The following is a 21353-nucleotide window of genomic DNA, read 5'->3' as shown; positions in this document are numbered from 1 at the left end:
TGACCGGCAAGCCGCTAACCAAGGTCCGCGGTCGAATGAATTCGACCCCACGGGAAAGGGTACGGAGCCCAAGGTGGCAGACTGCTTCAAACTGAGGAAAACCGGATGAACCCCGCCCTCGCCGACAGCCACGCCACCCTGGCCCTGGTGGACCACTGGGCCCGCCACGGCTGGCTGCGTGCCCTCGACGCCGCCTTTGCCCGCTTCCTGTTCCGCGAGGCGGGTGCTGCACCGCCTCTGCTGATCCTCGCCGCCGCCCTGGCCAGCCACCAGTTGGGCCGCGGCCATGCCTGCCTGGATCTGGCCGATGTGCTGGGCGACCCGGGCTTTGCCCTGTCCCTGCCGCCGGAAGGGCGAGTGGAGGAGGGCGGGGTGCCGCCGCCATTGCCCGACGCGGTGCTGGCCGGCGTGAGCCTGGCCGACTGGCAGGCCGCCCTGGTGCATGAGCGGCTGGTAGGCAGCGGGCCGGGCAGCACGCCCCTGGTATGTGTTGGCCGGCGGGTCTATCTGCGCCGCTACTGGCAGTACGAAGGGGCGGTGCGCAGCGCCATCGAGGCGCGCTTGGCGAGCTTGGCAGAGCGCCAGGCCGGGTTGCCGGCCGCGGCCCTGGGCAGCGCCCTCGACGCGCTCTTTCCCCGGGGTGCAGCCGGTGCCACCGGCCCCGACTGGCAGAAGCTGGCCTGCGCCATGGCGGCGCGCAGCGCCTTTGCCATCGTCACCGGCGGGCCCGGTACCGGCAAGACCACCACCGTGGTACGCCTGCTGGCGGTGCTCCAGGCTCTGGCCCTGGCCGATAGCCCGGCACGGCCCTTGCGCATTCGTCTGGCGGCGCCCACCGGCAAGGCCGCGGCGCGCCTCAATGAATCCATCGCCGGTGCGGTGGCCCGCCTCGACCTGGCCGGGCTGCCCGACGGTGAGCGGGTGCGCGCCGCCATCCCGGTGGAGGTGACGACCCTGCACCGCCTCCTCGGCAGCCGCCCGGACACCCGCCACTTCCGCCACCACGCCGGCAATCCCTTGGGCGTGGATGTGCTGGTGGTGGATGAAGCCTCGATGGTGGACCTGGAGATGATGGCCGCCGTGCTCGCCGCCCTGCCGCCCGAGGCCCGCCTGGTGCTCCTCGGCGACAAGGACCAGCTGGCCTCGGTGGAGGCCGGCGCGGTGCTGGGCGAGCTGTGCCAGCGCGCCGCCGAAGGCCACTACACGCCCGACACGGTGGCCTGGCTGGCTGGCGTGACCGCTGAGCAGGTGCCTGCCGGGCTCGTCGATGCGGCGGGTACGCCCCTCGACCAGGCGGTGGCCATGCTGCGCCACAGTCACCGCTTCAGCAGCACCAGCGGCATCGGCCAGCTGGCTGCGGCGGTCAACGACGGTGACGTGGACCGCGTGGGGGCCGTGCTTGCCGCGGCCCACGCCGACCTGGCCCGGGTCGAGGTGGACGCCCGGGCCGCCCCGGGTGAAGCAGCGTTCCGCCGCCTGGTGGTGGATGGCAGCCCGGCCGAGGGGCGGGAGGGCTATCGTCACTATCTTGAAACCCTGCACAGCACCCGCCCGCCGATCGAAGCCTCCCGCGCCGCCCTCGACGCCTGGGCTGGCGGCGTGCTCGCTGCCCACGGCCAGTTCCAGTTGCTGTGCGCCCTGCGTCGCGGGCCCTGGGGGGTGGAAGGGCTCAACCCGCGCATTGCCGGCTGGCTGCACGAGGCCGGCCTGATCGGTGCCGACGAAGGCTGGTATGAAGGCCGCCCGGTGCTGGTCACGCGCAACGACTATGGCCTGGGCCTGATGAATGGCGACATCGGCATCACCCTGGCGTTGCCCGTGGTTGGCGGTGGCAGCCCGCTGCGGGTGGCCTTCCCCAGTGGCGACGGCAGCACGGGCATCAAATGGGTACTGCCCAGCCGCCTGCAGGCGGTGGAGACGGTGTTTGCGCTGACGGTGCACAAGTCTCAGGGTTCCGAGTTCACCCACGCCGCCCTGGCCCTGCCCGACAGCCTCAACCCCATCCTCACCCGTGAGCTGGTGTATACCGGCATCACCCGCGCCCGCAGCGGCTTTACCCTGGTGGACGCTGCCGCCTCCCGGGTGCTGGAGCGCGCCGTGGAGCGTCGGGTGCTCCGCCTGTCGGGCTTGCTCGACGGTCTGGCGTGAAGGTTTCCTGAGTCCGTCACCCCGCCAGTCGGGATGCCGGTCCGCACGTAGTTCAGCCCCGGTCACCGACCGGGGCTGAAGTGGATGGACCTGGGTCGCCGGTCCGGGCGCGACCCCTGTCGCTCAGGCCAGCGCGTCGCGCAGTCGCTGCATCTCTGCGTGATTGCGGCGCACACCTTCGAGTTCACGCATGACCAATGCACGCAGGGAGCTCGGCATGGGCTTTTCAATTGCCTCGGTGAAGGCGTCGAGGGCGTCCTTTTCGGCCCGAATGCACTCGTCCAGTACAAGCTTGTCATCTTCGGTGGTGAACACGGTTTTCAGGGTGGTCCAGCCACGGTGGAGGGCCGCTGAGACAGACCCATGCTCCACCGGCGCGCCCCCGAGGCGCTCGATTTCCACCTGGAGTTCGACCACGGCGGTTCTGCAATCGGCGGCACGGCGCAGCAGTACGGCGGAGATCGTCGGTGTTTTGGCGTGCTCGGAGGCGTGGCGGAAGCCTTCATCGCCGTCACGGCTCATCATGAGCAGTTCGTTGAGCGTCTTGACGAGTTCATCGGGGTCGACGGCTTGAGCTACGGCGGCGGTGCGACGCATGGCCGCGCGCTCCCATGCGGCCTTGACCGCCGGGCGGGCTTCGTCCCAGGCCATGTTGCGGCCGGGGGTGGAAAGCCAGTCTTCCCTGAGGTGCAGTTCCACGTCGTCATAGCTGCCCGGGTAGCGCTCGGCGCCATGCCAGCCGAGCTCATACGCGGGGCGATACCAGGCGTAGGGCGTGCCCGGGTGGTAATACGGCTCGCGGACGTGGGCGTTGGCCCAGTAGTTGTCATCGTCCGACGCCGGACCGATGTTGTCGGCCAGCGCCTTGCCGCCGACTGCCCCGGCCACCGCGCCGATCACGCCGCCCACCGCCGCGCCCACCGGGCCTGCGGTTGCCGCGCCCACGGCCACGCCGGTGGCAACGCCCGAGGCGGCGCCGCCCACCAGCCCGATCTTGGTTGCCACGTCCTTGTCTTCCGCGCTGGGCGGCTGCGGCGTGGTGATCTTTCCGTCGGTGGGCTGGGGAATGTTCTGGGTTTCAATGAGGGTGTTGTTCATGATTGTCTCCTTGTGATGTTGAGAACACAGCACCATCTTCCTGTGTCCCGCCAGCGATCACGATCAGCCGCGACCGCGTCTGGCTGTGGGTCTGGACCGACAGCCGTGTAGGAGGCGGGAGCGCTGGGACCGGTGACCTCTCGCCGGAAGGGGGGGGTATGGACCCCGGTGCTTCCGTTGTCTGCGGATGACGTGAGCACCGCCCCCGGCTTGGGGGACGTCAGCATCCGCCTGCGGTCCGCTCTGGCGGCGGGTAGCGTTGCCGAGTCGGCGCTGGATGCGACGACCACCGGGGTGCTCGGGGGCCCCAGGCTGATCCGGGTTTCTCGACCCGGCCCCTCAGCTGGCAGTGGTGGCCTGGCTGAACCAGGTGGCGACCTGGGTCAGCCAGGCGTCCGGGCTTTCGGTGAGTACCGGCACGGCGCCGGCGTAGATGTGGCCGCTGGCGCTGTCCAGGGTGATGAGGTCGCCGGCGTGGAGGGCCTTGCCGCCGATGGTGAGGCTGCGCCGGGGCAGGTCGATGCTCAGTTCGGCGCAGCCCACCAGGCAGGCCTTGCCCAGTTGCCGGGCGACCACTGCCGCGTGGGCGGTACGGCCGCCGCGGGCGGTGAGGATGCCTTTGGCCGCGGCGATGCCGCTGAGGTCGTCGGTGCTGGTGTCTTCCCGGACCAGGATGCAGTCACGCCCGGCCTCGGCATGGGCGCAGGCTTCAGCCGGGTCGAGGGCGATCACGCCCACCGCAACGCCAAGGCCGGCCGGGGTGGCGCGGGCCAGCACCGGGTGAGCGGAGGCGTCGGCGATGCTGCTCCGTGCGAGCCCCTGCAGATCCACTTCACCCAGCACGCCAAGTGCCCGGGCGGGCGACCACACGCCGGCATTCACCTGTTCCACGGCGATGCGCAGGGCAGCCCATGGGGTGCGCTTGGCGCTGCGGGTCTGGAGCAGGTAGAGCACGCCGTCCTGCACAGTGAACTCGAACTCCTGTACGTCGCCGAATTCCCGTTCGAGGATTTCGGCCATGGATTCGAGGCGCGCCTGCACGTGGGGCAGGGTGGCGGCCAGGCGGGCGGTGTCGGGTGCCGAGTGCTGGCCGGAGACCACGTCCTCGCCCTGGCTGTTGAAGCGGAAGTCCAGGTACAACTGCTTCTCTCCGGTGGCCGGGTCGCGGCTGAAGCCGACGCCGGCGCCCGAGGTGCCGCCGGCGTTGCCGAAGACCATGCGCTGCACTGTCACGGCGGTGCCCATCTGCATGTCGATGCGGCGCATGCGCCGGTATTCGATGGCCCGTGGGCTCATCCATGATTCGAACACGGCCTCGGTGGCCCTGTGGAGCTGCTCCACGGGGTCCTGCGGAAAGGGGGCACCGCTGAGGCCTTCAAAAATCTCCAGGTAGCTGCGGGTGAGGCGGGTGAGGGCCCGGAAGTCGAGCTCCTGGGGGCGCTGGGCTGCGGTTTCAGCCATGCACTGGGTCAGGGCCTGGCGGAAGGGGGCGGAGGGCAGGTGATGGACGACCTCGGCATACTGCTGGATCAGGCGCCGGTAGGAGTCCCACACCAGGCGTGGGTTGCCGGTCATGCGCAGGAGGCCGCGCAGGGTGGCGTCGGTGAGGCCCACGTCGAGGATGGTGTCCATCATGCCGGGCATGGACACCGGCGCGCCGGAGCGGACCGACACCAGCAGGGGCTTGCGGCCGGCGCCGAACTCCAGCCCGCAGGCCGCCTCCAGACGTTCGATCTGGCTTTCCAGCAGCTTGCGCAGGGTGGGCCGGAAGGCCTTGGCGTCGGCGCTGAAGGCCTGGCACAGGGGCGTGCCGAGGACAAAGGCCTGGGGCACCGGCAGCCCGATGGCGGCCATGCGGGCCAGGTTGCCGGCCTTGAAACCCATGGCTTCCACCGGCCCCTCGCGCCGTGGGCCGGGCAGGCCGATGCCATAGAGGTGGTGGCTCAAATCCATGCTCACTCGCCCATCACCGTGCCGAGCACGTGGTCCTGTAGCCGCAGGGCCGTGTGGAGCAGCAGGTCGGCGGCGTTCTCCAGGTTGCGGGCACATTCGGCGCAGGCATACAGATCGCGGAAGTCGCCCTCGTCGTTGATGAGGGCGCGCTTGAAGCGACGATGGGCGTCGTCGCTCTGGCGTTCGGCGGCCATGATGTGGTGGATGGATTCGAGCAGGTCCTGCAGGTCTTCCCGGGGGCCGCCCTGGCGCACGTCCCGGGCACTCTCCAGGGCCTTGACGAGCTCCTGGGCGCTGGAGACGGCCAGGCTGGCCAGGGTGCCGAGGGCCTCCAGCAGCATGGCCCCGGGTGGGGTGGGGGGAAACAGGCCGAGGTGGAAGGCGGCCTCTTCGAGTTCGTCGACGATGTCGTCGGCGCCCTCGATCAGCGCGCAGTAGAAATCCCCGTGGTTGGTGTTCTGGCGCTGCAGCTCCCGGGCTAGGTTGACCAGCTCATCGGCCTGATGCTCCCAGTGGCGGGCGCGCTTGGCGTTGTGGATGATGCGTTCGCTGGCCTCGGGGCCGGCCATGTCGAGCAGGCAGTCCCGCAGGCCCGAGGCGATCTCGATGGACAGGGCGGCATGTTCGGCTGCGATGTCGATGAGCTGTTGGCGGGTGCTGCGGAAGCAGGTCAGCAGCTCGGCCCGCAGGGCGTCGCGGATCTCTTCGTCGGGGCGCTTCTCGAGCTGGGCCTGGCTGCAGATGCGGAACGCGAACTGCATGAAGGCCATCGCCCGGCTGCGGTCCAGGGTGTCGTCGAGTCGGGCGCCGAAGGCGGGCGGGGTGCGGGCGGCAAAGGCCAGCGCGTCGAAGACCAGCTGTTCGCCGCCCGCCCGCAGCCAGCCCATGTGGCCGATGTTCTCGTCGGCGGCCCACTTCAGCAGGGCCAGACTTTCCTTTTTGGGTAGCAGCAGGCGCAGGCGTTTGCGGGCCCGGTTCCAGTCGATCAGGAAAACCAGCCGCGAACCGAGGAAGCACAGGTAGTCGCTCAGGCCGGCCTCGTTGTTGGCGGTGAAGGTGCCGGTGCTGATGTGATAGACGCCGTCATTCATGTCCCGGTCGGTGCGCGAGCGGGTGTCGTCCCAGCTCACGGCCCAATGGGCGAACAGGCTCTGGAAGAAGAGCAGGCGCTGGATGTGCACATCGTTGTAGGTGACGCGGACGCAGCCCTTTTCCACATGCACCACCAGGACGTGGGCGTCGGTGGTGCCGATGTCGTTCTGCAGGATCAGGCGCTCGCCGCTGCGGGTGGCGGTGGTGCCCAGGCCGGGGTGGTCGAACTTGAGGGGCCGGGTTTCATTTACCCCGCGCATGAAGGCGGCAATCAGCGGCCGGTCGACGTAGCCGATCTCGTAGGCGGCGGCGCCGTCGATGTCTTCCGCGGCGATCTGTGCCTGCAGGCGCAGCAGGGCCTTGTGGGCATCCATCACCAGCAGGTGGGCGCTGTCGCCGGCGTCCCGGTCACCCGAGACGAGCCGGTTGATCTGCGTGCGGGAGAGGCTGTCCTGGCTGGCGCACCAGGCCTGCCCGTGAAGTGCCGAGAGACGGGCTGCGAGAGCGGCGGCGGCGTCGTCACCGCCGGAGCGGAGCGGGGCGAGCAGGGTGTCGAGGTCGGTGGCAATGGCTGCGCACAGCTTCTCCGCGCCGGGGATCCGGTAGAGACCGTCCTCGATCAGTTCGCTGAGGCCGGGCAAGGCGTCCAGGTCGTCGTCATCAATCCCCGCAGCGCCACGCTCGGCGGACAGGGAGGGCTGAGGATGGCCCGGGTGGGTGGCGTGGAGCTGGGCTGCCTGGAGCAGGCTGAAGTAGAACTTGACCCGGTCGTTGGCGGCCAGGGCCTCGGCCAGCAGGGCCGGGAGCAGCAGGCGGGGCTCCCCGAGGGCGTCGATGATGCGTGCCTTTTCCGTCATGCTGCGGCTCCGGGGAAGGTCTGGACAAACAGGGTGAGCCCGACGGGTGACAGGGGTATGTCAGGCCGGCGGCCTGGCAGCCCTTGTGGGGTCAAATTCATTCGACCTCTTCACCTTCAATCTCAGGCAGGCCGGTGACCGGGAGTCCGCGGTCGAATGAATTCGACCCCACAAAAGTGCGCCCTTTCAGCCCATATCAGGCGTGGCCGCACCCTGTGGGGTCGAATTCATTCGACCTCCGCGGGTTGAATCACAGGCAAGCCGTTGATCGGGAGTCCGGGGTCGGATGAATTCGATCCCACAAGAGCGGGCCCTTTCAGCCCTGGCGGCGCAGGCGGCGGGCCAGCAGGCCGATGCCGGCGAGGCCGAGGGCCAGGGAGCCGGGTTCGGGCACGGTGGTGGGGGCGGTGGTGAGCTGCGCGTTGTCGATGGACAACCAGGAGCTGCCCACGTAGTCGCCTACGTCGACTACGCCGAACACCAGATCCACGCTGCCGGCGGTAGCGAAGCTGTGGGTGAAGCGGCCGCTGCCGAGGCCGGTGAAGATGTCGTCGAGCACGGTGAGCACGCCGCCGATGACCACGAAGGCGTAGTCGTTCATGCCGATGAGGGGGTCTTCGTTGGAGCCCAGGCCCCAGTCGAAGCTCAGGGTGTCACCGGCCTGGACGGTCAGGGTCTGGCGCAGGGCCGAGCCCTCGAAGGCCCAGCTGCCGTTCAGCGGGTCCGGGTCCAGCTGCCCGAGGGGCAGGCCGGCAAACTCTTCGACGCCGCCGGGCTGGCCGACGGGGGCGGCGGCGTTGCCGGAGAGGTTGAAGGCGCCGGCCGCGGCGGGGAAGTCATCCACGTCGAGGGAGGCGGTGCTGAGGCGGGCCGCGCCGGCCGATACGGCGACGTCGCCGAGGCTGTCCCAGCCCGTGAGGCCGGCGGCGAAGTCGCCATTGACCACGGCTGCCGCCGCGGGGTTGGCGATGAGGGCGCCCAGCAGCAGGGCGGTGGAGAGGGCGTGCATGCGCTTCATGGTGTGTCCTTGGATGTTCGGGGGTCAGGGGGCGACGATGATGTCGCGGCTGGCGTCGACCTGGCTGGCCGCTACGCCCTTCAGCAGTACGAGGGGGCGGGCCGTGGCGCTGCCGGCGGTGCCGTCGGCGTCGATCTGCACGCTGGTGCCGGCGGCGGTGCTGACCAGCTTGAGGTAGCCGTCGGCGAGGGGCTGGGTGCCGGTGTAGCCGAGGCTGGCCAGCAGGGCGCCCAGGTGCAGGCGGTCGGTGCCGGGCACGAAGTCGGTGATGGTGTCGCCGGCTTCGCGCAGGTTGCGATAGACGAAGGTGTCGGCACCGGCGCCGCCGGTGAGGGTGTCTGCGCCGTCGCCGCCGGCGATCACGTCGTCGCCGGGGGTGCCGGTGAGGGTGTCACGGCCGCCCGTGCCTTCGAGCTTGCGCACCAATTGCAGGCCGACGATCACCGGGTCGTGGTCGGAAGAGCGGTAGGGTGTGGCGGAGTAAAGATCCGGCTCGCAGGTGGCGCAGGCGGGCTGCTTGAACTCCACGTTGTAGTCGATGAAGGAGGGCTCGTCGGCGTTGATGTGCCAGTGGCCCACGCCGGCCAGCTGGCTGTTGAGGCTGGCGCTGGTCAGGGCGTGGTCCAGGTAGCCGGTCTCGCTGTCGAAGACGTAGGAGTAGGGGCTGGCCTCCCGGGCGGCGAGCTGGTCGATGAAGCCGGCCTGGGTGAGCTGGGCGATGGGGTCTTCCTTGCCGTAGGAATTGAGATCGCCGATCACCACCACGTCGTCGTCACCCGCCGCGCTGCGCACCTGGCCGATGAAGGCCAGCAGCTGGCGGGCCTGGTCGATACGGCGGGGGTTGTAGCAGCCCTGGCCGTCGCCCTGGTCCAGGTCGGCGCCGGCGGCGTCGCTGCAGCTCTTGGACTTGAAGTGATTGACCACCACCGAGAACTTCTCGCCGTTGAGGGCGGCGAAGGTTTGGGCCAGGGGCGGGCGGTTGTTGATGGCGGCCGGGTCGGACACGGATGCACCCACGCGGCTGACCCTGGCCGGCTTGTAGATCAGGGCCACCTTGATCTCGTCGCTGCCGGTGCCGTTGGCCGGGTCGGGCACCACGGCATAGGTGCCGGCGCCCATGGCGGCGTTGAGGCCATTGACCAAGTCCTGGATGGCGCTCTGGGCGCCGTTGCCGTCGTTCTCGATCTCCATCAGGCCGACCACGTCGGCGTCGAGGGCGCGCAGGGCGCCGATGATCTTGGCGCGTTGGCGTTCGAACTCGGCCACCGAGCTGGCGCCGCGGCTGGTGGGGAAGCCCCCGCCGCTGCCATTACCGTTGAAGTAGTTGAGTACGTTGAAGCTCGCCACCTTGACGTTGCCGCCCACCGCCGCCGGGGCCGGGGTACGCGGGTTGGTGCGCGTGAAGGCCGGGGTTTCGGTGGGGTGCAGGCGGTAGTCGAGGGTGGCCGGGCTGCTGGTGTTGATGGGGCCCTGGTCGAGCACGCCCACCAGATTGCCCACCACCGTGTCGCCGGCGCGCACGGTGTTGCCGCTGCCGATGTAGGGGGTCGGGCTGGGGTTCTGCAGGGTGCTGCCGTCGTCCAGCACCAGCAGGCGGCGCTGGTTCTCGTCGTTGAGGGCAATGGCTTCGGCCGAGCCGGCGGGGAAGCGGTTGGTGGCTTTCTCGATGCGCCCGCCCGCCGACAGGGTGAGCTGACCGAAGCGGCCGAGGAAGTAGTTCTGGGCCACGGTCATGGGGCTGACGATGCGCACCAGCATGCCCTCGTAGCGCTCCAGCTCGCCATTGACGCTCTCCGGCAGGCTCACGTCGGTGGGGGCGACGCTCTCGCCCGTGCCCAGCACCGTGACGGCGCTGGGGTTGGTGAGCTCGGTGAGGCCGCTGAATTCAGCCACCGTGCCCTTCACTGAGATGCGGTTGCCCACGGCCACGCCGGCCGGCATGGTGGCGTTGTTCACATACACGAAGAGGCCGTCGGAGGTGGCCGGGTTGCCGTCGCCGGTGGGGTCCTGCAGGTAGAAGCCCTTGAGGCCCGGGAAGATGGCGGTGACCACGCCGCTGGTGGTGAGGGTCTCGCCCACCCGCGGGCTGGTGTTGCCGCTGCCCTGGATTTCGGGGATGGAAATGGTGGCCGCCTCGGCGCTGACGCTCACGTCCACCGTGCAGCTGGCGCTCTGGGCCTCGTTGTTGGTGAATAGCACGCGCACCGGGTAGGTGCCGGGGCTGACCGCGGCGCTGGCCTGCAGGCTGACGCTGGCGGCGGCGCCGTCGGCGGCCGAGGGCGTCACCGGGCCGAGGCTGATGCCGGCCACCGGGGCGCTGTCGATGCTGGCGCCGGTCACCAGGCTGTCCAGGTCACTGGCCGTCAGGGTCACGCTGCCGGCCTGGCCTTGCTGGATGTTCAGGGGGCTGCAGGCGGGGACGATGGGGGCATTCACCGGGGCGCCGGCACACTGGTTGAGGGGGCTGGCGCTGTTGCGGGGGGCCGGCGCGCCGGTACTGAAGTCGGCGCCATTGTTGTCGGTGTCGGTACAGCCGGCCGCAGCCCGGAACAGGGCCGTGGTGGCGCTGGCCGCCGGGGCGGTGCCGCTGCCTTCCTTGAAGTTGGCCGTGCCGTAGCCCACCAGATCGACGATCTGGGCGCTCTGGGCCGGGGTGCAGGGCGTGCTGCTGCCGTTACAGGCAAGGCCGGTGGCCACATTGGCCAGCACCACCTTGCCATTGGCCAGCGCCAGGTTGGAGGTGCCCGTGGCATCAGCCGCCGGCAGGGCGCTGCCCCCGGCCGTGGCGGCGAGCCGCACCAGCAGGTACTGGCCCGGCTGCAGGCTACCGCTGAGCGCCGCCACCCCGTTGCCGGCAAAGTTGCCGGTGCCCGTGGCACTGGCGTACTGCACCGACCAGCCGCTCACATCCACCGGGTTGCTGCTCCGGTTGAAGAGCTCCACGTAGTCGGCGCCATAGACGTTGCCCCCACCCCCGTAGATCTGGCTGATGACGATGTCCGATGCGGCACTGGCGAGGCCGCTGGCAGACAGGAAGCCGGCGGTGCAAAGGGCCGCGGCGAGGCGATGGGGCGTGGGCATGGGAGGGCTCCGGGATGGTGAACTGACCCGGCACTGTAGGCAAGTCGTGCTACAGCGTTCGTGGGGCGGAATCCGCCGCCACTCCTCCGTTCGGATGGGTTTGCTGCAAGCTTGCTGAAAGATTGGCGGCGGCGGGGGGGCGTTATCAACGCTCCGTGTACCGTCCCCCCGGATCTCGCCGATGACAGGATTGGGCAGGGGGAGGATGCCTCCCATCAGAAACTCGGCGCTGCCCATTGCGAACAGGCTTGGGGCAAGCAGATAGACGGCCGGTGGTATCTACGTTGTGTGCCTTCTGATGGTCATGGTGTGCGGTTCCTCGTTTCGTTCTTGGGGGACTGGATCGATCTCTCAGGTCCAGATCCGCTTCAGCACGGCCGCTGAAAGATAGAGGCCGGACCCGAAGACCGCGTGTGTTGCCAAGCTGCGCAGGCCGTTCTTGAATGGCGTGGGTGTGCGCGATCCGGCGATCCCGGCACCCATGGCGGGCTGCATCACGAGCAGGGGGAACACGACCGTTGCCATGCCCACGACCACAGCCCCTTCCCAGGTCGGATCGCGCAGCCAGCCGGTTCCGCAAAGGAGCACCAGCAGCACGGCGAATGCGATGCCAACGCCGTAGTGAATAGCCCATCCCAGCGGAAGCTCACCGCGGATGGGCACCGCCTTGCCGATGCTCGCGTGCGCCAGTTGTCCATGCAGCAGATGACCGGCCCAGCGGCCGACGAGCGCGTAGTTCAGCGTGGAGGCACCCAGCGCCTTCAGGAGTGCTGTCCACAGGTCCATCACCAGGGTCGCCCCGACGCCAATCAGCACCACCCTTGCCATCTCCTCCACCGTCGCCATGTCTGCTCCTTGCCGTTGCCGAAAACCGAATTCAGTGGCAGGATAGAAGTTAAAGTTAACTTCAAGTCAAGAGGGTTCATGGACATTTCAGAAGTCGTTCGGCGCACCGGTGTTCCGGCCTCCACGCTGCGGTTCTACGAGAAGAAGGGGCTGATCTCGGCGACCCGAAGCACGGGGGAGCGGCGGCATTTCGCGCCGGACGTGCTCGACCAGTTGGGGCTGATCGCTTTGGGGCAGGCAGGCGGCCTTTCGCTGGACGAGATTGGCGCCATGCTATCGCCCGCTGGCGCACCCCAGGTCGACAGGAACCTGCTGATGGCCAAGGCCGATGAGATCGACGCCACGATCAAACGTCTGCGGGCCATGAGTGAAGGGCTGCGCCATGCCGCGGAATGCCCCGCGCCCAGCCATGCGCAATGCCCGACGTTCCTGCGCCTGGTCAAGGTGGCCGCGGCGGCCCGATTGAAGCAAGGCCGGGTGACAACTCCCGGTGCAGGCAAGAAAGCAGACGGTACGCGGCGCTGACGCGGCCAACTCCTGCTAGGTGATGATCGCGGGCCTGCGGGAGCGCCCGATTTCCCATGACACGCCGCCGCCCCGCGCCGTCGCCGCAAGCTGCTGCCCCAGCCGTTGTTCGATCACCGGCCGCCAGGGCACCAGGCTGAATCCTATGCCATCGTCGAGCATGGCGTAACGCCCGCTGGCTAGCATGACCGAACGCCGGTAGACGCCGGCCATGCGCTGACCGTCGGCGACGGGCCGATGCTCCGGTCCGGTGTCGGCGGCAATGTCCTTGGCGGCTTGCGCCAGTTCCCGATTGCGCAGCGTGCCCAGCGGGTTCCGGGCGAGGATCACACGCTGTCCCCGCCGCTCGGCCAGCCTCTCCTCGGCGAGGAGATCGGCGCGCTGTTGCGGCGTGTTCTTGACCTCACCGCCAAAGCCCAGGTCGCCCAGATTTCGGCGGCGACGGTCTCCGTCCAAGGCGGTCTGAGTCCGCATGGCGGGATTCAGCCAGATATTCCCTAGCTCTTCCAAAAGGCCGCTATTGATCGACCGAGGCTGTCCGGACTACCAGAGACCAGACTGACCGCGATCTGGCGCAGCTTGCCTATCATGATCGATTGGTACTGTGGATCCTCCGTCCGCAGGTCTGCGTCGATCTCGTAGTGGCTAACGACGTGGTAGAGCTGATTGAAAACATCTCGGCAGGTTGGGACTGCCCGGATGCTTGCAGCCAAGGCGGTCTCAAGCTGAGTGAAGCTCGCCTCTCCTTCGATGTACTTGTTCAGAGTTGTCCCCAGAGATCGGCTCACATCGGCCGCATCAACGCTCATGGCCCACCCCCCCCTCAACCCCCCGCGTATCACTGAAGATATACCTCCCCATCCTCGGGCGGTGATACCGCCTCCAGTTGGAGTGTAGCCCGCTCTCCTGATCATGGTGCTGCCCCGGGCTGCGCAGATGGATCACCGTGGCCTTGCCGTTCCCGTCGCGAGGGCAGGGCGGGCCTCCGCTTCCCCGCCTTGAAACCGCAATGACTTCAAGCCGTGACGCTCCTGTCACGAAGCTCCCCTAGTCTGCGCCGACCATGCCGACTGTCCGTGTTTCCTCCATTCCCCGTGCGCGCTGCCGCCTGGGCGGTTTCACCCTTCTCGAGCTGCTGGTGGTGATGAGCATCATCGGCCTGCTGGCGGGCTATGTTGGCCCTAAGTTCTTCGCCCACATCGGCCGGTCGGAGGTGAAGGCGGTGCGGGCGCAGATCGATGGCCTGGAGAAGGCGCTGGACCAGTACCGCATCGACCTGGGGCGTTACCCGAGCACCGAGGAAGGCCTGCAGGCTTTGATGACTGCGCCGGCGGATGCGTCGCGCTGGGCTGGCCCCTATTTGAAGAAGGCCTTGCCCAATGACCCGTGGGGCAAGCCCTACCAGTATGTGCAGCCGGGTGAGCATGGGGAGTTTGATCTCTACTCCTTCGGCCGCGACGGCCAGCCCGGCGGTACGGGCGAGGCTGCTGACATCGTCAACTGGTAGCCCATGCATTTCCGCATCCGGGCCCTGGCGGGTGCCGCCGCCATCCACGAGCTTGAGCTGGCCGCGCCTGATGCGGCGGCTGCCCGACGTCTGGCCGTGGCCCAGGGGCTGGCGGTGATGTCCGTGACCCCCGTGGATGGCAAGGCTGCGGGGGGGCGTTTTCCGCTGCAGTTGTTCAACCAGGAGTTGCTGGCCCTGCTGGTGGCGGGCATTCCCCTGGCCGAGGCCCTGGCCGCCCTGGCGGAGAAAGAGACCCGGGCCGGCGTGCGGGAGGTGCTGCTGGGCCTCGGGGAGGGCCTGCGGGAGGGGCGCACCTTGTCCCTGGCCCTGGCGGCCCGGCCCCAGGCTTTCCCGGATCTTTATGTGGCCACCATCCGCGCTGCCGAGCGCACCAGTGATCTGGTCCAGGCCCTGGCCCGCTATATCGACTACCAGCGCCAGCTCGCCCTGGTGCGCGGCAAGCTGGTGTCGGCGGCCGTCTACCCGGCGCTGCTGCTGCTTGTCGGCGGGGCGGTGATGCTTTTTCTGCTGCTCTTTGTGGTGCCGCGCTTCGCCCAGGTTTTCGAATCTGTGGGGGGCGAGCTGCCGTGGATGTCCCAGTTGCTGCTGCAATGGGGCCAGTTGATGCAGGCCCATGCGCCCCTGGTGGGGGGCGGGGTGCTGGCCCTGATCACGGCGGCGGTCGCCATCCTGCGTCGCCCGGCCACCCATGGGGCGGCGCTGCGCCTGGCCTGGCGACTGCCCCGGGTGGGGGAGCGCCTGCGGGTTTTCGAGCTGGCGCGGTTCTACCGCACCTTGGGCATGCTGCTGCGGGGCGGCATTCCGGCGGTGACGGCCATGGGCATGGTGGAGGGGCTGCTGTCGCCGGTGCTGCGCCCGGGGCTGCAGGCCAGCATCGCCCAGGTGCGCGAGGGCAAGGGGCTGGCTGCCACCCTGCAGGCCAACGGCCTGGCCACGCCGGTGGCCCTGCGCATGGTGGCGGTGGGGGAGCGGGCCGGCAACCTGGGGGAGATGCTGGAGCGGGCCGCCGAATTCCACGAGGAGGAGAGCGCCCGCTGGCTCGACGTGCTGACCCGCCTGGCCGGCCCCCTGCTGATGCTGGTGATCGCGGTGGCGGTGGGGCTGATCCTGATCATGCTCTACCTGCCCATCTTCCAGGTGGCGGAGAGCATCCAGTGAGCGCCGCACCCGCCGGCATGCCGCCCATCGCCCACGCCGAGCTGCTGGCCCTGGTGCCGGATTTTGCGGTGCTGTCCTTCGACACAGCCCTGCGCCGGGACGCCTTTGCCGGCCGGGATGCCCACGGGCAGCTGGTGATCGCCCTGGCCGACCCGGCCGATACCGACCTGGTGGACGGCCTGGGTGGCAGCCTGGCCGAGGCCTTCAGCCTGCGCCAGGCCCTGCGTGACGATTTGGCCGCCTGCCTGGCCCGGCACGAGTCGGCCCATCGGGTGGTGGCCGATGTGCTGGGCAGCGCCGAGGCACCGGCGGAGGGCGATGAGGGGGAGGATCTGTCCCTGCGCCGCATTGCCGGCGACGCCAGCCCGGTGGTGAAGCTGGTCAACTCCACCCTCTACGATGCGATCCGCCAGGGGGCCAGCGATATCCACCTGGAGTCCCAGCCCGGCGGGCTGGTCATCAAGTACCGGGTGGACGGGGTGCTCAACCGGATGGGCAGCGTGCCCGGCACGGCCCTGGCCGAGCAGGCCGTGTCGCGCCTCAAGGTGCTGGCCGAGCTGGACATCGCCGAGCGGCGCGTGCCCCAGGACGGGCGCTTCAAGGTGCAGGCGGGGGGGCGGGCCATCGACTTCCGGGTGTCCATCATGCCCAGCATCCACGGCGAGGACGCGGTGCTGCGCATCCTCGACAAGGAACATCTGACCCGCGAGCTGGCCGGCCTTTCCCTCGACACCCTGGGCTTCGACGCCACCACCCGCGCCCGCTTGAGGCACATGGCCGCCGAGCCCTACGGCATGCTGCTGGTCACCGGCCCCACCGGCTCGGGCAAGACCACCAGCCTGTACGCGCTGCTGTCCGAGACCCACACCGGCCAGGACAAGGTGATCACCATCGAAGACCCGGTGGAGTACCAGCTGGCCGGCGTGCTGCAGATCCCCGTTAATGAGAAGAAGGGGCTGGATTTTGCCCGGGGGCTGCGCTCCATCCTGCGCCACGACCCGGACAAGATCATGGTCGGCGAGATCCGCGACCCGGAGACCGCCGAGATCGCCATCCAGGCGGCGCTCACCGGCCACCTGGTGTTCACCACCGTGCACGCCAACAACGTCTTCGACGTGATCGGCCGCTTCATGCACATGGGGGTCGATCCCTACAACCTGGTGGCGGCCCTCAACGGGGTGGTGGCTCAGCGCCTGCTGCGCATCAACTGCCCGGCCTGCAGTGCCGACAGTGTGCCGGATGCCGCCACCCTGGCCGCCTCCGGGCTGGCGGGGCCGCTGGGCGACTACCGCTTCCGCGCCGGCAGCGGCTGCGGCCAGTGCCGGGGCTCGGGCTACCGCGGGCGCCGGGCGATCGCCGAGGTGCTGCTGCTGGACGACGAGCTGCGCGACCTGATCACCGGGCGGGCGCCCCTGCGGGTGCTCAAGGACACGGCCCGGCAGCGCGGCTTCATCAGCCTGCGGGAGGCCGGGCTGGCCCTGGTCCGTGACGGCCTCACCACCCTCCAGGAGCTGAACCGTGTCACTTTTGTGGCCTGAAACGGTGCAGCTCGACATCGGCCCCGAGTCGCTCTGCCTGAGCCGGCGCGGCGAGCCCGCCTTGAGCCTGCCCTGCGGTGGCGACTGGGAAGCCTGCCTGGCAGCGCTGCCGGCCCTGCCGCGGCGAACCCGTCTGGCCGTATGCGTGGCCGACCGCCACGTCCGCTACCTGCACCTGGACTGGCCGGCGGGGCTCAAGGCCGGGGAGCGCGCCGCCTTCGTCGAGCATCGTTTCCACACCGTGTTCGGCACCGGCCCGTGGGTGGTGCAGGCCGACCGGGACGCCATCTGTCTGCCCAGCCTGGGCGTGGCCCTGCCGGCGGCACTGGAGGCTGCGCTGCAGGGCTTTGTGCGCAGCCGGGGCCTGCGGCTGGTGGCCCTGGCGCCGGCCTTTCCGCGCAGCTACAACCGCCTGCGCCCCCGCCTGCGCGGCGACGGGGCCCTGGCCCGGCTGGAGGCCGGACGGGTGACCCTGGGCCTGTGGCAGGGCGGCCAGTGGCGGGCCGTGCGCAGTCAGCCGGTGGCCCGTGCCGATGCGGCAGCGGCCGTTACCTGCCTCGTCACCCTGCTGGCCACGCAGCCTGCTGCGGCCACGATGGGCAACAGCCCCGACAGCACCCTGTACCTGTGCGGTGCGTCCGACAGCGCTGCTGCCATCGACACGCTGCCCGCCGGCTGGCGTTGCGTGCACCTGGAGGGCGGCGAGTGAGCCCGCGTCCGCCGCCGCCCCTGGCGCTGGATCGGGTTGCCCGCCGGCGCTGGCCCAGCCTGCTGGGCTGGGTGCTGTTGGCCTTCGGGCTCAGTGCCGCGGCCGGCGTGATGGTTGAACACCTGACCCTGGACGCCCGGCTTGCCGATGAGACCCGGCTGCTGGCCCGGGCCCGCCGCGCCGTGGATGCCCGGGGCGGGGGCGGGGCGCCACCGCGGCCCCTCGCCGACGGGGAGATCCGCCCGGCCCTGGCCGTGGCCGGCCTGCTCGCCCGGGACTGGACAGGCCTGCTCGCCGAGCTGGAGCGGGCGGCCGACGACCCGGGCGTGGCCCTGCTCGAACTGGAACAGGACGCCGCCACCGGCAGCCTGCGCCTGGCCGGTGAGGCCCGTACTCTGTCCGAGGTGTTCGCCTTCGTCAGCCGTCTCGAGGCCGGCCCCCGGGTGCGCCAGCCACGTCTGGCCGGCTATGCCCTGCGTGTCGGCGAGGGCGAGCCCGTGGTCAGCTTCCAGCTCACCGCCCGCTGGGAGGCACGGCCATGAGCGCCGCAGAGCGGATCCGGGAGTCGGCCGGGCGCAGCTTTCGCGGGGCAGGGGCGGCGGGTGTGCTTGGTGTCGCCCTGGCCCTGTTCGCCGTGAGCTTCGACCTCAGCGGCAACCGCAGCCTGGACGCGGAGGCCGACAGCCTGCAACAGGAGACCCGTGCCCTGAGCCGGCGCCTGCGTCAGCCGGCCCCGCTGGCGATGTCCGAGCGGGGCCGGCTGGAGGCCTTCCACGCCGGTTTTCCGGCCGCGGCGGCCTTGCCCGACTTGTTGCTTCGCCTGCACGGCCATGCCCTGGCCCGGGGCGTGGAGGTGGACAAGGCCGACTACCGCAGTGCCGCCGACACCGCCTCGCCGCTGGAGCGGATCACCCTCGAACTGCCGGCCCGGGGGCCCTACGGTGCGTTGCGGGGATGGATCACCGATGTATTGGCCGAAATGCCCGAGGTGGCCGTGGAGCACCTTAGCCTGCAGCGCGCCGCCATTGGTGTGCCGGCCCTGGAGGCGCGGGTGCGCTTCGTGATCTTCGTCAGGCGCCGGCCATGAAGCGGCAGCCCTTGTTGCTGGGTGCGCTGGCCCTGTCCCTGCTGGCGGCCTGGTGGGCCTCCGGCCTGGACGACGCGGAGGCACCGCCACCGCCCCGTGGAGCCGGAAAGGCCCAGCGCCGTGAGCCCGCCGGTTCGCGCCCGGATCTGGCCGCCCTGGCCCGCCCGGCGCGAACGCAGGGTGACGACACCGGCACCGAGCTGTTCCCCGTGCGCAGCTTTCAGCCGCCACCTCCACCCCCGCCGCCGGCCCGCCCGACGGCGCCGCCGCTGCCCTTCCGCCACGGTGGCATGTACGAGGACGGCGGCCCGCCCGCAGCGCTGCTGGCCGAGGGCGAGCGGCTGCACATCGTGCGGGTAGGCGACGTGCTGGACGGCCGCTACCGGGTCAGCGCCGTCGGCCGCGCCCGTGTCGATCTCGTCTACCTCCCTCTCAACCAGACCCAGAGCCTCGCCAGCGGGGCTATTCCATGACTGTTTTTCCGTTCATGCGCCTCGCCGCGCTCCTGTTCCTGTCTGCCGCTCTGTTGGCCTGCGCCGCCAACCCCGCCCTGGAGGAGAGCCGCCAGGCCTTTGCCACCCGTAGCCCCGAACTGGCCCTGCGTGAGCTGCGCGACAAGGTGACGGCCGACCCGCGCAACCTGGAGCTGCGCAGCTACTACCTGCGCCAGCGCGACATGCTGGTGGCCCGCCAGCTGGCCCTGGCCGACCAGGCCCGGGCGGCGGGGCGCTTCGAGCAGGCCGAGGCGGCTCTCGGGCTGGCCCGCCAGTTCGACCCCCTGCACCCCCGGGTGGCTGCGGGTTACGAGGCCATCGCCGCCCGTCAGGCCCGCGACCACAGCGCCCGGGAGGCCCAGCGCCACCTGGACAAGGGCGACGTGGTGAGCGCCGAAACCGCTGCCCGGGCCGTGCTGGCGGCCGACCCCGCCCACCCCCTTGCCCGGGAAGTGATGCGCCGGCTGGACGAGCGGGCTGCCGCCCGCGACCCGCTGCCGGCAGCCCTGGCCGGCCCCCTGGCCAAATCCGTGACCGTGGAGTTTCGGGACGCGCCCCTGCGCGGGGTGCTGGAGGTGCTGTCCCGGGAGTCGGGCCTCAACTTCGTGCTCGACAAGGACGTGCGCCCCGACGCCAAGGTGTCCATCTTCGTACGCCGGAGCAGCGTCGATGACGTGCTCAAGCTGCTGATGGTGACCCAGCAGCTCGAACGCAAGTTGCTCAATGAGCGCTCGGTGCTGATCTACCCCAACACCCCGGCCAAGCAGAAGGACTACCAGGAGCTGGTGACCCGCAGCTTCTACCTGGCCAACGCCGACCCCAAGCAGGCCATGGCCATGATCAAGCAGATGGTCAAGACCAAGGACGTGTTTGTGGAGGACAAGCTCAACCTGCTGGTGATGAAGGACACGCCGGATGCGGTGCGCCTGGCCGAGCGCCTGATCGCCGGCCTGGACCTGGCCGAGCCGGAGGTGATGCTGGAAGTGGAGGTGATGGAAGTGAGCCGCAACCGCCTGCTGGAACTGGGCCTGCGCTTCCCCGAGCAGATCGGCTACGGCCTGCTGCAGCCGACCACCACCAGCGCGGTGACCACCACCACCGGCACCACCATCAGCCAGAACCTGGGCGGGCAGTTGCTGTCAGGCAACATCAACCTGCGCAACACCGGGGCCATGGTGCCCTACGTGGCCAATCCGGGGCTGCTCCTCAACCTGCGCGATCAGGACGGCAATTCCAACATCCTGGCCAACCCGCGCATCCGGGTGAAGAACCGGGACAAGGCGCGCATCCACATCGGCGAGAAGCTGCCGGTGTTCACCACCACTTCCACCGCCAACGTGGGGGTGTCGGCGTCGGTGAACTACCTGGACGTGGGTCTCAAGCTGGAGGTGGAGCCCTCGGTGCACCTGGATGACGAGGTGGCCATCAAGGTGAACCTGGAGGTGAGCAGTATCGTCAAGGAGGTGCTCGGGCCGTCCAGTTCCCTGGCTTACCAGGTGGGCACGCGCAGCGCCGCCACCTCCCTGCGCCTGAAGGACGGGGAGACCCAGGTGCTCGCCGGGCTGATCAGCGACGAGGAGCGCAGCTCGGCCTACCGCCTGCCCGGGCTCGGCGAGGTGCCGGGCCTGGGGCGGCTGTTCAGCAGCCAGCGTGACGTGGGCAACAAGACCGAGATCGTGCTGCTGATCACCCCCCGGGTGGTGCGCAACCTGGCCCAGCCGGCCCTGGCGGGGGCAACCCGGGCGGCGGGCACCGAGACGGCGGTGGGTGCCGCGCCCCTGCTGCTGGGGCCGGGTGGGGTGGCGGCCGCCGCGCCGCGCGGGGCTCAGGCGGGTGCTGCAATGCCGGCGCCGGTCGCTGCCGTGGTGGCGGACCCGGGCCTGCCGGCCCTGGCGCTGGAGGCGCCGGAGCAGGTGCGGGCGGGCGAGCCCTTCGCGCTGGCCCTCACGCTGGCCGGCCCGGCCACCGAAGGCGGCCCCGTGCTGCTGGCCTACGACACGACCCTGGTCGAATCCCTGGATCAGCCCGGTGAGGGCGGCGACGCCCTGGCCCTGCAGCTGCCGGCGGGTACGGCGCCGCGCCTGGAGGCGCGCTTCCGGGCCCGCCCCGGTGCCACCGGCGTGGCCCGCTTCGGGGTCCTGTCGGCCCAGCTGCGCAGCGGCGGCCAGATGCAGCCCCTGCCGGCGGGCGAACCCCTTGCCGTGCGCATCGCGCCCTGACC

General features: G+C 70.1%; 17 protein-coding genes and 1 pseudogene. 10 read left to right on the top strand and 8 right to left on the bottom strand.

All coding sequences use genetic code 11. The annotated features are described in order from the left end of the window. The first annotated feature begins 105 nt into the window (after positions 1–105). The gene (gene recD / locus PHI64_RS01140; protein WP_299877272.1) at positions 106–2148 is read left to right on the top strand and encodes an exodeoxyribonuclease V subunit alpha; all 2043 of its coding nucleotides are present in this window, start codon (positions 106–108) and stop codon (positions 2146–2148) included. 123 nt (positions 2149–2271) lie between these two features. On the opposite strand, the gene PHI64_RS01135 is transcribed toward recD, so the two are convergent. The 6 genes from PHI64_RS01135 to PHI64_RS01110 form a co-directional block, all read right to left on the bottom strand. Next, complete coding sequence (locus PHI64_RS01135) at positions 2272–3246, bottom strand: PA2169 family four-helix-bundle protein (protein WP_299877269.1); 975 nt, start codon at positions 3244–3246, stop codon at positions 2272–2274. Between the two features lie 339 nt (positions 3247–3585). Continuing rightward, positions 3586–5199, bottom strand: coding sequence for a PEP/pyruvate-binding domain-containing protein (locus PHI64_RS01130; protein ID WP_299877310.1), 1614 nt, complete (start codon positions 5197–5199; stop codon positions 3586–3588). Positions 5200–5201: 2 nt separating this feature from the next. Next, on the bottom strand, positions 5202–7148 hold the full coding sequence (locus PHI64_RS01125) for a phosphate transport regulator (protein ID WP_299877266.1): 1947 nt from the start codon (positions 7146–7148) through the stop codon (positions 5202–5204). 316 nt (positions 7149–7464) lie between these two features. Further along, positions 7465–8166, bottom strand: coding sequence for a PEP-CTERM sorting domain-containing protein (locus PHI64_RS01120; protein WP_299877263.1), 702 nt, complete (start codon positions 8164–8166; stop codon positions 7465–7467). Between the two features lie 24 nt (positions 8167–8190). Further along, complete coding sequence (locus PHI64_RS01115; RefSeq protein ID WP_299877260.1) at positions 8191–11247, bottom strand: ExeM/NucH family extracellular endonuclease; 3057 nt, start codon at positions 11245–11247, stop codon at positions 8191–8193. A gap of 351 nt (positions 11248–11598) precedes the next feature. Then, positions 11599–12093: a DUF2938 domain-containing protein gene (locus PHI64_RS01110; protein WP_299877258.1), complete on the bottom strand. Its 495-nt coding sequence runs from the start codon at positions 12091–12093 to the stop codon at positions 11599–11601. Between the two features lie 78 nt (positions 12094–12171). Between PHI64_RS01110 and PHI64_RS01105 the strand changes: the two genes are divergently transcribed. Then, complete coding sequence (locus tag PHI64_RS01105; protein ID WP_299877255.1) at positions 12172–12618, top strand: helix-turn-helix domain-containing protein; 447 nt, start codon at positions 12172–12174, stop codon at positions 12616–12618. Positions 12619–12633: 15 nt separating this feature from the next. Here the strand turns inward: PHI64_RS01105 and PHI64_RS01100 are convergent. Further along, a pseudogene (locus tag PHI64_RS01100) lies at positions 12634–13053 on the bottom strand (DUF3363 domain-containing protein); the annotation flags it as partial. Between the two features lie 62 nt (positions 13054–13115). Then, positions 13116–13427, bottom strand: a complete 312-nt coding sequence (locus PHI64_RS01095; RefSeq protein WP_299877252.1) for a hypothetical protein — start codon at positions 13425–13427, stop codon at positions 13116–13118. A 254-nt stretch (positions 13428–13681) separates the two neighbouring features. On the opposite strand from PHI64_RS01095, the gene gspG reads away from it, so the two are divergent. The 8 genes from gspG to PHI64_RS01055 are packed head-to-tail and all read left to right on the top strand — an operon-like array spanning position 13682 to position 21351. Beyond that, positions 13682–14125 (top strand): type II secretion system major pseudopilin GspG, encoded by a 444-nt coding sequence (gene gspG, locus PHI64_RS01090; RefSeq protein WP_299877249.1) that lies wholly within the window; start codon positions 13682–13684, stop codon positions 14123–14125. Between the two features lie 3 nt (positions 14126–14128). Further along, positions 14129–15304, top strand: a complete 1176-nt coding sequence (locus tag PHI64_RS01085; protein ID WP_299877246.1) for a type II secretion system F family protein — start codon at positions 14129–14131, stop codon at positions 15302–15304. A 17-nt stretch (positions 15305–15321) separates the two neighbouring features. Next, positions 15322–16842, top strand: a complete 1521-nt coding sequence (locus PHI64_RS01080; RefSeq protein ID WP_299877308.1) for a GspE/PulE family protein — start codon at positions 15322–15324, stop codon at positions 16840–16842. Beyond that, a complete protein-coding gene (locus tag PHI64_RS01075; protein WP_299877243.1) occupies positions 16823–17551 on the top strand; it encodes a hypothetical protein in 729 nt (242 codons plus the stop codon). The genes PHI64_RS01080 and PHI64_RS01075 overlap by 20 nt, the downstream gene beginning before the upstream one ends. Beyond that, positions 17548–18093: a PilN domain-containing protein gene (locus PHI64_RS01070; protein WP_299877240.1), complete on the top strand. Its 546-nt coding sequence runs from the start codon at positions 17548–17550 to the stop codon at positions 18091–18093. The genes PHI64_RS01075 and PHI64_RS01070 overlap by 4 nt, the downstream gene beginning before the upstream one ends. Beyond that, positions 18090–18638 (top strand): GspMb/PilO family protein, encoded by a 549-nt coding sequence (locus PHI64_RS01065; protein ID WP_299877237.1) that lies wholly within the window; start codon positions 18090–18092, stop codon positions 18636–18638. The genes PHI64_RS01070 and PHI64_RS01065 overlap by 4 nt, the downstream gene beginning before the upstream one ends. Then, positions 18635–19111, top strand: a complete 477-nt coding sequence (locus tag PHI64_RS01060) for a hypothetical protein (RefSeq protein ID WP_299877235.1) — start codon at positions 18635–18637, stop codon at positions 19109–19111. Before PHI64_RS01065 ends, PHI64_RS01060 begins: the two co-directional genes overlap by 4 nt. Then, positions 19108–21351 (top strand): secretin N-terminal domain-containing protein, encoded by a 2244-nt coding sequence (locus tag PHI64_RS01055; protein WP_299877232.1) that lies wholly within the window; start codon positions 19108–19110, stop codon positions 21349–21351. Before PHI64_RS01060 ends, PHI64_RS01055 begins: the two co-directional genes overlap by 4 nt. Positions 21352–21353: the final 2 nt, after the last annotated feature.

Origin of the sequence: Zoogloea sp. (assembly GCF_028689785.1) — a bacterium.
Classification (GTDB): domain Bacteria; phylum Pseudomonadota; class Gammaproteobacteria; order Burkholderiales; family Rhodocyclaceae; genus Zoogloea.
This window is presented reverse-complemented; position numbering and strand designations above follow the sequence as displayed.

What these genes read in the sequence shown, in the direction of transcription:
- recD (WP_299877272.1), top strand. Translation starts at nt 106, where the DNA reads ATGAACCCCGCCCTCGCCGACAGCCACGCCACCCTGGCCCTGGTGGAC.
- PHI64_RS01135 (WP_299877269.1), bottom strand. Translation starts at nt 3,246, where the DNA reads ATGAACAACACCCTCATTGAAACCCAGAACATTCCCCAGCCCACCGAC.
- PHI64_RS01130 (WP_299877310.1), bottom strand. Translation starts at nt 5,199, where the DNA reads ATGGATTTGAGCCACCACCTCTATGGCATCGGCCTGCCCGGCCCACGG.
- PHI64_RS01125 (WP_299877266.1), bottom strand. Translation starts at nt 7,148, where the DNA reads ATGACGGAAAAGGCACGCATCATCGACGCCCTCGGGGAGCCCCGCCTG.
- PHI64_RS01120 (WP_299877263.1), bottom strand. Translation starts at nt 8,166, where the DNA reads ATGAAGCGCATGCACGCCCTCTCCACCGCCCTGCTGCTGGGCGCCCTC.
- PHI64_RS01115 (WP_299877260.1), bottom strand. Translation starts at nt 11,247, where the DNA reads ATGCCCACGCCCCATCGCCTCGCCGCGGCCCTTTGCACCGCCGGCTTC.
- PHI64_RS01110 (WP_299877258.1), bottom strand. Translation starts at nt 12,093, where the DNA reads ATGGCGACGGTGGAGGAGATGGCAAGGGTGGTGCTGATTGGCGTCGGG.
- PHI64_RS01105 (WP_299877255.1), top strand. Translation starts at nt 12,172, where the DNA reads ATGGACATTTCAGAAGTCGTTCGGCGCACCGGTGTTCCGGCCTCCACG.
- PHI64_RS01095 (WP_299877252.1), bottom strand. Translation starts at nt 13,427, where the DNA reads ATGAGCGTTGATGCGGCCGATGTGAGCCGATCTCTGGGGACAACTCTG.
- gspG (WP_299877249.1), top strand. Translation starts at nt 13,682, where the DNA reads ATGCCGACTGTCCGTGTTTCCTCCATTCCCCGTGCGCGCTGCCGCCTG.
- PHI64_RS01085 (WP_299877246.1), top strand. Translation starts at nt 14,129, where the DNA reads ATGCATTTCCGCATCCGGGCCCTGGCGGGTGCCGCCGCCATCCACGAG.
- PHI64_RS01080 (WP_299877308.1), top strand. Translation starts at nt 15,322, where the DNA reads ATGCCGCCCATCGCCCACGCCGAGCTGCTGGCCCTGGTGCCGGATTTT.
- PHI64_RS01065 (WP_299877237.1), top strand. Translation starts at nt 18,090, where the DNA reads ATGAGCGCCGCAGAGCGGATCCGGGAGTCGGCCGGGCGCAGCTTTCGC.
- PHI64_RS01060 (WP_299877235.1), top strand. Translation starts at nt 18,635, where the DNA reads ATGAAGCGGCAGCCCTTGTTGCTGGGTGCGCTGGCCCTGTCCCTGCTG.
- PHI64_RS01055 (WP_299877232.1), top strand. Translation starts at nt 19,108, where the DNA reads ATGACTGTTTTTCCGTTCATGCGCCTCGCCGCGCTCCTGTTCCTGTCT.